Here is a 9592-nt window from a genome sequence, read left to right on the forward strand (position 1 = left end):
TATCATATTGGTATCAATCTTTATCTTTCATTTTATGCTTCTTTTAAAAATACTTTATAGCACTTATATGCTTCGTAGATATCTGCCTTGGATGTGATTTCCCAAGGTGCATGCATATTCAGGACAGCCACACCACAGTCGATGACTTCCATGCCATACAATGACAGAATATAAGCAATCGTTCCGCCACCGCCGACATCAACCTTTCCAAGTTCTGCCATCTGGAAGCACACCTCATTTTTATCCATCATCTTACGAATACGTGCGATATATTCTGCATTTGCATCATTGCTTCCAGATTTTCCTCTGGAGCCGGTAAACTTGCTGAATACAACACCACGGCCAAAATAAGATGCATTATTCTTTTCAAATGCACTTGCAAACAACGGATCATATGCTGCATTTACATCGGAAGAAAGCATGCTGGAGTTTGCCAGACATCTGCGCAGCGATAACTCACTAAACTCTCCCATTGCATCCATCAGCTCTGCCACAGAATTCTCAAAGAACCGAGACTGCATACCTGTCGCACCAACACTTCCAATCTCCTCTTTATCTGTAAGCAGACAACAAGTTGTCTTTTCTACCTCATCCACTTCAAGCATGGCTGCCAGGGATGTATATGCGCACACGCGATCATCTTGTCCATAAGACATGACCATACTGTGATCCAGACCCGCCTCACGCGCATGTCCGGCTGGAACAACCTCGATCTCCGCAGACATGAAGTCCTCTTCTGTCATATCATACTTTTCTTTCAGGATTTCAAGGATACCTTCTTTCACAGCATCCTTCTCCTTTCCTTCCAAAGGCTTACTGCCGACAAGGACATCCAGATTTTCTCCCTCGATTACCTTGTTTGCCTTTTTCTCCATCTGCTCGCCAGCAAGATGAATCAACAGATCAGTCACACAGAATACCGGATCACTCTTGTCCTCACCGACGTTGACCGTAATCACCGTTCCATCTTTTTTTACTACAACACCATGCAAAGCAAGCGGCAATGTTACCCACTGATACTTCTTGATACCACCATAGTAATGTGTATCAAGATATGCGAACTCTTCACTCTCATACAACGGATTCTGCTTGACATCCATACGAGGTGAATCAATATGTGCGCCTAAGATGTTCATTCCCTTTTCAAGCTTCTTCTTTCCGATCTGGAACAGAGCAACTGTCTTATCCATGCAGACACTATATACCTTGTCACCTGCCTTGAGCGACTTCTTATCCTTTGTGATATCAGCCAGATTCACATAGCCTTTTTCTTCTGCCTGCTTTACAATCTGCTTTACACACTCACGTTCCGTCTTTCCTTTATCCAGAAACTTCAGATAGTTCTTACAAAGCTTCTCCAACTCGTCTAACTGCTTTTTATTGTACGTTGTCCATGCATTTTTACGTCTCATTGTCATAGCCTCCTGTCAAAAACACTTTACCTTCATTATACCAACTTTGATACAACCTTATGTAAAATTGCAAATGCTTCATCACATTCCTTCTCTGTAATATCAAGTGGAGGAACCAGACGGATCACATTCGGTCTGACTGCTGTGATAAGCAAGCCTTCATCGGCAGACTGATACTTCACGTCAGTCGCAATATCTTTGTTGAACTCTACACCGATCATAAGTCCACGTCCACGTACCTCTTTCACACATGGAAGCTTCAACAGTTCCTCCCGGAAATACGTTCCAATCTTTTCTGCATTTTCAGGAAGCTTCTGATCCATGATCTCTCCGATCTGTGCATAGCTTGCAGCACATGCAACCGGATTTCCGGCATAGGTGCTTCCATGTGCACCCGGTCCAAATGTAAGTGCAAGCTTTGCGCTTGTACACATCGCGCCAATCGGCATTCCACCACCCATCGCTTTCGCCATGCTGACGCAATCCGGTTTTACACCATATCCCATAAATGCCATCAGACTTCCGGTTCTTCCCCAGCCAGTCTGTACCTCATCAAATAACAACAGCATATTACGCTCATCACACAATTTGCGCAAGCCCTGCAAGAACTCTTTCGTTGCCGGAATCACGCCGCCTTCTCCCTGCACAGGCTCAACCATGATTGCAATTGTATCCTCGGTACACGCATCCGCAAACGACTGTACATTATTAAACTCTGCATAAGAAAATCCCGGAATCATCGGATCGTAGTTTCTCTGGATTGCTGTTCCTGGCTGTCCGGTTGCTGCAAGAGTGGCAAGTGTCCGTCCATGAAAGCTGTTCTCCGCCGTTACAATATGATAACGGTTTGGTCCAAAATTATCTTTTCCGTATTTTCTGGCAAGCTTGATCATAACCTCATTTGCCTCTGCACCGGAATTCTGGAAATAAATCTTCTCCATCCCAATTGCATCACAAATGCGCTGTGCCAGCATAGCCATTGGGATCGTATAACAATAATTCGATGCATGCATCATCTGATGTGCCTGCTCTGTGATTGCTTCTACTACCTTCTTATTACAATGTCCGGCTGAGTTAACTGCGATGCCTGCCATAAAGTCAAGATATCGTTTGCCCGTCTCATCAATTACATAATCATCCTCGCCCTTTTCTGCGATGAAATCAAAACGTTGAAATGTCTCATAGAAATATTTATTATACATTTCTTTGATTTCTTCTTTTGTCTTTCCGGTACTCTTCAAGTCCATTTCTCTCACCTCATATGCTATAAATTTCAGATGCCGGCAGGAAACCTGCCGGCATAATTTTACTTATTTAGTTCCGTATATCTGACTTGCAACCAGACTATCCAGTATTCCAACTAACTGTCCAATTTCCGGCTTACTAATCTGTGCATCCGCACCAAGCAGATCGCCCTTACGCTTCATATCCTCATTGATCAAAGATGAGAATATCACAATCGGAATCTGCTTCAAGCCTTCTGTCTCACGGATCTTCTTAATCAGATGATGTCCATCCATCTGTGGCATTTCAATATCCGTGATCAGACACTTCGCACCATATTCCACACCATTATTCTTCTTCAGTTCACACAGATAATCCCATGCTTCCTGTCCATTATTCTTGATTGTAAGCTTCGTATAACCTGCTCTGTGCAATGCATCCTCAATCAGCTTACAGAGCATCATGGAATCCTCTGCAATCAGGATCGGAATACTGTTACGCTCACGGTCTTCCAGCTCTGTCACCTGTGAAATCTTCAAACTTGTCTCCGGACAGATACCTTCCACAATACGTTCAAAATCAAGGATGATCAACAGATTGTCTTCATTCTTGATAATACCGGTTGCAATTCCGGTTCCAGGGCCACTGACCGTTGCATCCGGCTTTACAACATCCTTCCATGATACACGATTGATACCAAGCACAGACTGTACATCAAATGCAATATTCAGGTTATTAAAATTCGTCACGATCAAGAAATTATTCTGTTTGTCCGGATTTGGAAATCCCAATGTCTGGAACAAATCAATCACTGTAATAATATCCCCACGTGGCATAAAAATACCTTCGATGCATGGATGCGAATTTGGAACCGGTGTAATCTCCTGATATGGAAGAATTTCCCGTACCTTCTCCACATTGATTCCATAATGATTTCCGTTTATGATGAACTCAAGTACCTCAAGTTCGTTTGTACCGCTCTCCAATAAAATATTTGAATCCATATGTACCCTCCTTTATGCAAGCCCTCTATACTAAAACTGTGCAAAATCATTCTTAATCATTCTTACTGTTCAAGCTGCAAGACAGCACTTGTTCCACCGTATTTCACCTGTAATTTCAAGTCCGTCCATTTATTTGCCACAGAATCGGAAACCGTATACAAAAGCACGGCTTCTTCCCGGCTGCTCGCCTGAATCGTCTTGTCATAGGTATACAGATCATCCGCTAAAATCGTCAGCATCTGTTTGGTTGTCCGACTGTTATCAACAACAATATTATAATTGACATCCTTATCATACAGATCAACTGCCTGATCCTCGTTTGTCTTATTCTCTACCTCAAACTTCAGAACTAACAGCTTGTAGCCTTCCGGTGCCTGTACCTCGATATACATACCGTCCTGATCATACGATGGATAACTATCCACCACCATGTAATATGCATATCGCACAGAGATACGGTTCTCACCAACGAATGCAGCGATATCAAAATCCGGATCCACAGTTGCTCCGATATCTTCTTTCACCGTCTCATCTGTACTTGGCTGTACCTGTGTTGTCGGTCCATCCACAGAAACATCCTGCTCCGTCGTTACAGCTTCCGTTGTAGTTTCAGCTTCCGTCGTTGTCTCTGTCGTTGCGTCCGTTTCTGTCATAGTCTCTGTCGTTTCCTCCAGCTCATCCGGATTGTAACGCATATCATAATTCCGATCATATTTCAGCAAAAGCTCTGCGGCATATTCTGCAATCAGATGATTTTCCTCATCCGTCAAATCAATCACCTGTCCACATCCGGTTGTCACAAATACACCGCATGCGATCAGTGCTGCCAGCAGCCGCCGTTTCCATATTTTTTTATTTGCATGTGTTGCTTTCTGTTTTTTACTCATACTCTGTTTTCTCATGTTATATGCATTACCTGTTTCTTTACCCACAAGGATAAAATAATTTTACCACTTATTTCATTCATCGGCAAGCACATTAGCATCCAAATCAAAGTAAAACATCACACCATCTGCTACATTTTCCACACCATAGTTCTTTCCGTGCGCTTCCATTGTAGCTGCGACGATAGAAAGACCAATTCCATTACCGCCATATTCTCTCGTCCGTGCCTTATCCGCCTTATAGAATTTCTCAAAAACACGGTCAATATCCTCTTGCGCAATCCAATCACCCTGATTATAGACACAGACACGTACATCATTTCCCATTGGTTTAAATGAAATGCGGATCACACCATCTTTTCTTACATAATGAATGGCATTTGTCAGATAATTTGTAAAGACCTCTTCAATCATATACTCATCTGCCCACACATACACTGGCGGTTCTTCTTCAAAGATAATCTCTGCACCTTTCTCTTCTGCCAGAATCTTCGTTGAAGCCAGAATTGAATTGACAAAACCAACCAGTTCAAACCGTTCAATATTAAGCTTCGTATCGCCAAACTCAATCTCATTCAACGTGAGCAGACGTTTTACCATCGTGTTCATCTTATGTGACTCATCAATGATAACATCTGTATAGAAATCACGACTTTCTTTATCTTCGCACATATCATCCTTCAAGCCCTCTGCATATCCCTGAATCAATGCAATCGGTGTTTTCAACTCATGAGATACATGTGACAAAAATTCCTTTCGCATATCATCCATTTTCCGGCGTTCTGCGATATCCCGCTGCAATTCGATATTTGCTGCTTTCAGTTCCGAGATCGTCCGCTCCAGCTTTTCAGACATCTCATTCATGCTGTTTCCAAGTTCTCCGATTTCATCATTGCTTGTAACCGGAATTTTTACATCAAAATCAAGCTCACTCATCCTCTTTGCAGCCTTGGACATCCGTTTGATCGGAGCTGCAAAAATATTACTGAACAACAGCATAAATGCTGTTCCAAACACCATAAGTCCGATACAGATATAGACAAACAGATGTGTCATGACCTGCATGACCGACTCAACACGCGCAATCGGTGTCCGAAGCAATATCTCGTATCCATTGTCCAGCCTTCCAATCAAATCATAATAATCTGCATTTGTTACTGTATCATGGTTTCTCCGGATGATATATTCACCCTTATCAAACTGGCTCTCGCTGTCCTCACTTCGGATACTGCTCAAAAGGCTCCGCATGCCTTCCATCATCTGACCTTCATCGTTAATAGACGTATATAATTTCCCGTTGTTTGAATCCACGATCATGACAACTGCATCCTGTGGGTTTTTGATCTGCCCAAACAAGTCGCCATTGTCAAACGCATCTTCACTTTGATCCTGAAACAGTTCGTTACAGGAATTATAGGTTGCAATCAGGTTGTTCTTTATGCTGTAGCGGAAAACACCGCCAAGTACATAACTGCAAAGCAGCCAGGATGCTGCAATTATAAATACAGAGAAAAAAACAACCATCATGGATATCTTGACACGAATTGAATTACGTGCCTTAGCCTTCGAACTTATAACCCATACCCCAAATCGTCTTGATGTAGTCACCCTTGCTTCCAAGCTTACTCCGAAGCTTCTTTACATGGGTATCAATTGTCCTGGCATCTCCAAAATAATCATAATTCCAGACATTGTTCAGAATTTTCTCTCTGGACAATGCCACACCACGATTCTGTAAGAAATAATTTAACAATTCAAATTCCTTATAGGACAGCTCAATCGGTGTCCCATCTACCTTTACCTGATGGGCAGCAATATCCATCTCGATTCCATCCACTGTAATTACATTTGCTTCCGCATCTGTCTGTGTTCTGCGAAGCACAGCTTCCACTCTTGCCACCAGAATCCGCGGAGAAAACGGTTTTGTTATATATTCATCAATTCCAAGATCGAACCCCCGCAATTCATCCTTTTCATCACTTTTGGCCGTCAGCATGATGATTGGTACATCAGACATTTTCCGTACTTCCTCTGCCACTCCGTATCCATCCAACTTTGGCATCATCACATCCAGAATGATCAATGAGATGTCCTTATCTGACATAAAAACATCGACCGCTTCTTCCCCGTCTGCAGCCTCCACAACGGAATACCCGTCCTTCACAAGGAAGTCACGTACCAGCTTTCGCATACGGCTCTCATCATCCACGACCAGCACTTTTAAATCATTCATCCCAGTTCCTCCTAACTATCATCTTCTATCATTGATTGTATCCGATTATAGCATTTATTTTTGTCAATTTTGTGTCTTGGTTTCATTCATTTTTTCTGCCTGCTCACCAAGTTCTTTTTCCCACTCCTGTAGTTCCTTCTCCCGTACGTCCAGCTGTTCTTCCCAATACGAATATTTATCCTGTATTTTCTGCTCTGCATGAAAGTATCCAACATTTTTATTTGTCACTGTAATAAATAGCATTCCAATTACCACAGCTGCAAGTGCAACAACCGCAATTGTCAGACGAATGCGGATCAGATTCAACCGTTCCACTTCCTGTTCTGTCTGTTCCTGCTTTTCACAGAGTGCATCATATTTTCTGCGCAAATGTGCCTCTGCATGCTCTTCAGATACTTTTTTATTTGCCGGTGATTTCGGTGTTGTATAAATATCTATCTGGTATCCGTTTTTTACAAGATACTCTCTTAGCTCTGCCAGAAAACCAAACCCCACATCCGTTCGAAAATAACTTTTCTCTGTCAGCTTCTGATACAGATGATACAACCCGGCAACATCCTCCGGATTCATGCTTTTTTTCAGCTGTGTGATATATGCCTGTTCCTTTTTTTCACGTTCTGTCTGTTCCATAAGCATTTTCCTCGTCGCCATAGCAGAGACAAGTTGCGCTCTGCGCATCTTGCCCTGATTAGCGGTCGTCAAGTGCACTGCATAAATGCGTGCATTTTCCTCGTCGCCATAACAAAAAGCTGCCGGATATTTCACCGACAGCTTTCTTACCATTACTGATTTACTACAATTCCCTGCTCATTCGCAATCGTCTGAAGTTTTGTCTGGTAGTCTCTCCGAAGTGTAGCCGCCTCTGCAATCAAACTGTCTGCCTGTGTCAGATAATCTGCATTTTCTCCGTCAATTGCTGACACAACCATCTTCATTGCCTCACATTCTTTCTGCACACTCTGCAGATAAGAATCCTTCAATGCCTTAACCTCATCTGTTGCAACTTCAATATTCGAAATCGTTGTAATACAATTTTCCATTTCCGGAATAGCCGTATCCTGCAAAGAAGTTTTAAACGTATCCAAATCCTGACTACCGGTATCTGCAAAATAAGCATTGTAGATTGCAATCGCATTGTCATGATCTGCTTTTGCTGTTGGAAGTTCTACATTCACAAACTCCACAACATCATCTTTTACAGATACGCCTGTGTCTTCCTCTGCTTTCTTGCCGCAGCCAGCTAAAAGACCCGCAAATGCAAGTGTAAGCACTGCCATATACACTTTTTTCTTCATAACTTCTCTCCCGTTTCTTCTTTTGATAATCAAAATTATATACTATATCGCCGCACAAAACAAGCGATAGTTATTCATTTGCCTGCATTTTTGCACGTTGCTCCCGACGGATCCGCTTTCGCTCTTTCTCTTCCTTTTTCCGCCTGCGTTTTTCCAACTCTTCCCGGTGTGCCTCCACATAGGCTTCATACAGATCCGGACGACGTTCCTGCGTCCGCTGCATGGACTGCTCATACCGCCACTCTTCGATGTTCTTATGATGTCCGGAAAGCAGCACCTCCGGCACCTTCTTTCCCATAAATTCTTCCGGGCGGGTATACTGCGGATATTCAAGCAAGCCATCATAGAAGCTTTCATACACAGCACTTTCATCGCTTCCAAGCACACCTGGCACAAGACGGCTTGTCGCATCTACGATCATCATTGCCGGAAGCTCTCCACCAGTCAGCACGAAATCACCGATGGAGACATAATCTGTCACGATCATTTCCAGCACGCGTTCATCAATGCCCTCATAATGTCCACACAGAAGTACAAGATCATCTTCCTTCGCATACTCCTCTGCCATGCACTGTTTAAAAGGCTGTCCCTGCGGTGTCATGTAAAGCACGCGCACTTTTTTGTCCTGCGTTTTTGTTCCTTCCTTTTCCCTGCGTGCTGCAATCTGTGCAAGCACATGCTGATACGCATCATACACCGGTCCCGGCTGCATCAGCATGCCGGCACCGCCACCATACGTATAATCATCCACATGTCCGTACCGGTTACCTGCGAAATCACGAATATTTACAGCATTTACTCCGATCAGCCCTTTTTCGATTGCCTTTCCGGTAATACTCTCGTTTAAACCTCCAAGCACCATCTCCGGAAATAATGTCATAATATGAAAATTCATATCCGCCTCCGATATAGTTAATCCAGCAAACCATTCATCATATGAACGACTACTTTCTTTTCTTCCGCATTGATATCCAATACACAGTCTTTGATGACCGGAAGCAGTACTTCCTTGCCATTCTCCATCTTCACAACGAATACATCATTGGCTCCTGTCTGCATAACATCCACAAGAGTTCCAAGCTTATTTCCGTTATCCTCGAATACTTCCGAGTCAATCACATCCGCAATAAAAAACTCGTCCTCTTCGAGCGGGACTGCATCTTCTCTTGTTACATACAGCTCACAGCCCTTATATTTTTCTATCTCGTTTATATCATTAAATTCCGAAAAAGAAAGAATCACCATGTTCTTAAAGAACTTACATGATTTTTTCTCTACTGGTACATCGCCACTTTTTGTACGAATCACGCACTTTTTCAATTTCTTGAACCGTGCCGGATCGTCTGTCGTCGGGAATACCTTGACCTCGCCCTTTAATCCATGTGTCGATGTGATCACGCCAATTCGAAACATATCTTCGTTCATAAATTCCTCCGATAAATCATAACTACCGGCTTAGCCGGTAGTTTGTCCTGCGGCTATAAGCCGCTGTTACCTGCTTGCCTCTAAAGAGGCTCTGAAGAATCCGCCTTCCGCACTA

Annotated in this window: 10 protein-coding genes; all 10 read right to left on the reverse strand. The window is 43.0% G+C overall.

Annotated elements, in window-relative coordinates; translation table 11 throughout:
* Nucleotides 1–32: 32 nt before the first annotated feature.
* On the reverse strand, nt 33–1412 hold the full coding sequence (locus tag ACZQK9_RS11930) for an aminopeptidase (RefSeq protein WP_483270708.1): 1380 nt from the start codon (nt 1410–1412) through the stop codon (nt 33–35).
* Between the two features lie 35 nt (nt 1413–1447).
* Nucleotides 1448–2659 carry an aspartate aminotransferase family protein gene (locus ACZQK9_RS11935; RefSeq protein ID WP_216506504.1) on the reverse strand — a complete coding sequence of 404 codons (1212 nt, stop codon included), beginning with the start codon at nt 2657–2659 and terminating at the stop codon, nt 1448–1450.
* Nucleotides 2660–2722: 63 nt separating this feature from the next.
* A complete protein-coding gene (locus tag ACZQK9_RS11940; protein WP_178017494.1) occupies nt 2723–3640 on the reverse strand; it encodes a chemotaxis protein CheV in 918 nt (305 codons plus the stop codon).
* A gap of 62 nt (nt 3641–3702) precedes the next feature.
* Entirely contained in the window at nt 3703–4527 is an 825-nt protein-coding gene (locus ACZQK9_RS11945; protein ID WP_483270709.1) for a hypothetical protein, read from the reverse strand.
* A gap of 72 nt (nt 4528–4599) precedes the next feature.
* Nucleotides 4600–6132 (reverse strand): sensor histidine kinase, encoded by a 1533-nt coding sequence (locus ACZQK9_RS11950; protein WP_483270710.1) that lies wholly within the window; start codon nt 6130–6132, stop codon nt 4600–4602.
* On the reverse strand, nt 6083–6757 hold the full coding sequence (locus tag ACZQK9_RS11955; protein WP_178017497.1) for a response regulator transcription factor: 675 nt from the start codon (nt 6755–6757) through the stop codon (nt 6083–6085). The genes ACZQK9_RS11950 and ACZQK9_RS11955 overlap by 50 nt, the downstream gene beginning before the upstream one ends.
* Nucleotides 6758–6820: 63 nt before the next feature.
* On the reverse strand, nt 6821–7387 hold the full coding sequence (locus tag ACZQK9_RS11960; protein ID WP_483270711.1) for a hypothetical protein: 567 nt from the start codon (nt 7385–7387) through the stop codon (nt 6821–6823).
* Nucleotides 7388–7539: 152 nt separating this feature from the next.
* Nucleotides 7540–8052 (reverse strand): hypothetical protein, encoded by a 513-nt coding sequence (locus ACZQK9_RS11965; protein WP_483270712.1) that lies wholly within the window; start codon nt 8050–8052, stop codon nt 7540–7542.
* 70 nt (nt 8053–8122) lie between these two features.
* Nucleotides 8123–8947 (reverse strand): tRNA (guanosine(37)-N1)-methyltransferase TrmD, encoded by an 825-nt coding sequence (trmD, locus tag ACZQK9_RS11970; protein WP_483270713.1) that lies wholly within the window; start codon nt 8945–8947, stop codon nt 8123–8125.
* 17 nt (nt 8948–8964) lie between these two features.
* Entirely contained in the window at nt 8965–9477 is a 513-nt protein-coding gene (gene rimM, locus ACZQK9_RS11975) for a ribosome maturation factor RimM (protein WP_483270714.1), read from the reverse strand.
* Nucleotides 9478–9592 lie beyond the last annotated feature (115 nt).

The organism is Wujia sp. (genome assembly GCF_056872695.1).

Bases quoted from the DNA above. Each gene is read 5' to 3' on its own strand.
- ACZQK9_RS11940 (WP_178017494.1), bottom strand. From the start codon at position 3,640: ATGGATTCAAATATTTTATTGGAGAGCGGTACAAACGAACTTGAGGTA.
- ACZQK9_RS11955 (WP_178017497.1), bottom strand. From the start codon at position 6,757: ATGAATGATTTAAAAGTGCTGGTCGTGGATGATGAGAGCCGTATGCGA.
- ACZQK9_RS11930 (WP_483270708.1), bottom strand. From the start codon at position 1,412: ATGAGACGTAAAAATGCATGGACAACGTACAATAAAAAGCAGTTAGAC.
- ACZQK9_RS11935 (WP_216506504.1), bottom strand. From the start codon at position 2,659: ATGGACTTGAAGAGTACCGGAAAGACAAAAGAAGAAATCAAAGAAATG.
- rimM (WP_483270714.1), bottom strand. From the start codon at position 9,477: ATGAACGAAGATATGTTTCGAATTGGCGTGATCACATCGACACATGGA.
- ACZQK9_RS11945 (WP_483270709.1), bottom strand. From the start codon at position 4,527: ATGAGTAAAAAACAGAAAGCAACACATGCAAATAAAAAAATATGGAAA.
- trmD (WP_483270713.1), bottom strand. From the start codon at position 8,947: ATGAATTTTCATATTATGACATTATTTCCGGAGATGGTGCTTGGAGGT.
- ACZQK9_RS11965 (WP_483270712.1), bottom strand. From the start codon at position 8,052: ATGAAGAAAAAAGTGTATATGGCAGTGCTTACACTTGCATTTGCGGGT.
- ACZQK9_RS11960 (WP_483270711.1), bottom strand. From the start codon at position 7,387: ATGGAACAGACAGAACGTGAAAAAAAGGAACAGGCATATATCACACAG.